Genomic DNA, 1,707 nt, shown 5'->3' with positions numbered 1-1,707 from the left:
GACCATCGGCGATAGGCTGAGCCGACCGGGCGGCGCAATCGCGCCGCCCGACGACCCGTCGCCGGCCCTTCACCGGGACGGGTTGAACCGCCGCATCCATTCCGTGACCTCGGCATCAGGGTGCCGGTCGAGAATGTTGCGGTACACTGCCTCCCCTTCGTCCTGGCCCAGCTTGAAGCGCCCGTCGACGTCGGTCACGGTGGCGCGAAAGCCGATGATTGCCTGCGCCATCCCGGCATAGCGGTGCATGATCGCGTCCCGCGTCCAGGGCGCATCGCGGCCAACCTCCATGGCCTGTATCAGTGTGTCCAGCGCCTCGTCTGTCAGCCCGGCATCCACCGTCACGTCGACCGTGATCCGCAGATTGGCGTGGTTCCATGTGGGCGCCCAGTCGCGCAGGCCGGCGTGCTCGGGCGAGACATAGGCCGCAGGTCCGCTGAACAGCACGGTCGCCGTGCCGCTGCGGCGCAACCGGTCGCATAGCGGGTTGCGCCGGCCCAGGTGCCCGACCAGTGCCCGCAGGCGGCCATCGTCCTCATATTCCCCAATGAGTGGCAGTTGCGCGGCCTCCATCGGCGTGTCACCGGTCGAGCAGACCCATGCCAACGGATAGTGTTCGATCAGCGCTTTCACGTCGGCCGAGGTGAAGGTCGCGAAGGTATCGGTCATCGGTCGCGCTGTCTCCTCAGGCCCACCACACCTCTGCTACAAGGCGGCTGCGGGTTCCGAATGTCGGACCTGCGCTTGCCAGTTGGCCCGTTCAAGGGCCAAGACCGACCCAAAGCGCAGGACCAATGCCAACACCGGTCTGATAGCCGAGACTCAAATAAGGACATCCGAACGATGTTGCGCCCGCTGCCACTTGCACTGTCGGACCGCATATCCGTCGATAGGGATGTTCCGCTGTATGTTCAGGTGATCCGGGCGATCCTGCGCGATATTAAGCGGGGCCGGTTGACGGCGGGCATGTACCTGCCGAGCAGCCGGCAACTGGCATCCGAGCTGGGCGTGAACCGGAAAACGGTGGTCATCGCCTATGAGGAACTGATCGCACAAGGCTGGCTTGCCTCGGCCGGGACCCGGGGCACGATCGTATCACCGGCCGTGCCGCCGCAAGCGCCGAAGGGGCCGCCGGCCGACCACATGCCCGATGGCGATGTGGTCCCTTATTACCGCTTCCTGCCGCCCCCTGCGCGCCCCCTCGCGCTGCCCGGCGGATCGGGACTGAAACTGGACGAGGGCGCGCCGGACGGGCGGCTGTTTCCGGCTGATACATTGGCGCGGGCCTATCGCAACGCCGTGATGCAGGCGGCCGGCGCCAACCGCCTGCAATATCGTGATCCGCTAGGTTCCATCCGCCTGCGCACCGCCATTGCCGAAATGCTGCAAAACCAGCGGGCGCTATCCGTCACGGCGGAGGAGATCTGCATCACCCGCGGCAGCCAGAACGCCCTGTTCTTGGCGACTCAGGTCCTGCTGCGGCCGGGCGACGTCGTCCTGGTCGAGGCATTGACCTACGAGCCGGCCATGGCCGCTTTCCGCTCCGCAGGTGCACGGATCGTGGCGGTGCCACTGGATGGCGCCGGCATGGATGTCGACGCGGTGGAGGACGCCTGTCGGCAGCATCCCGTGCGCGCGGTGTTCCTGACGCCGCACCACCAGTTTCCGACCACAGTGGCGCTGCGGCCGGAGCGGCGCCTGCGGATG

General features: G+C 67.0%; 2 protein-coding genes. One reads left to right on the top strand and one right to left on the bottom strand.

Annotation, left to right across the window (positions count from 1 at the left end; translation table 11 throughout):
- Window positions 1–69 precede the first annotated feature (69 nt).
- Window positions 70–669 (bottom strand): FMN-binding negative transcriptional regulator, encoded by a 600-nt coding sequence (locus ACOJSF_RS05605; RefSeq protein ID WP_420141239.1) that lies wholly within the window; start codon window positions 667–669, stop codon window positions 70–72.
- A 174-nt stretch (window positions 670–843) separates the two neighbouring features.
- On the opposite strand from ACOJSF_RS05605, the gene ACOJSF_RS05600 reads away from it, so the two are divergent.
- Window positions 844–1,707: PLP-dependent aminotransferase family protein (locus tag ACOJSF_RS05600; RefSeq protein WP_420141238.1), on the top strand; the 864-nt coding region annotated here is incomplete at its 3' end.

The sequence above is a fragment of the Sphingomonas sp. genome (assembly GCF_048594985.1).
GTDB lineage: Bacteria > Pseudomonadota > Alphaproteobacteria > Sphingomonadales > Sphingomonadaceae > Sphingomonas_I.
The sequence above is the reverse complement of the archived record's forward strand: the minus strand, read 5'-3'. Positions and strand labels throughout refer to the sequence as shown.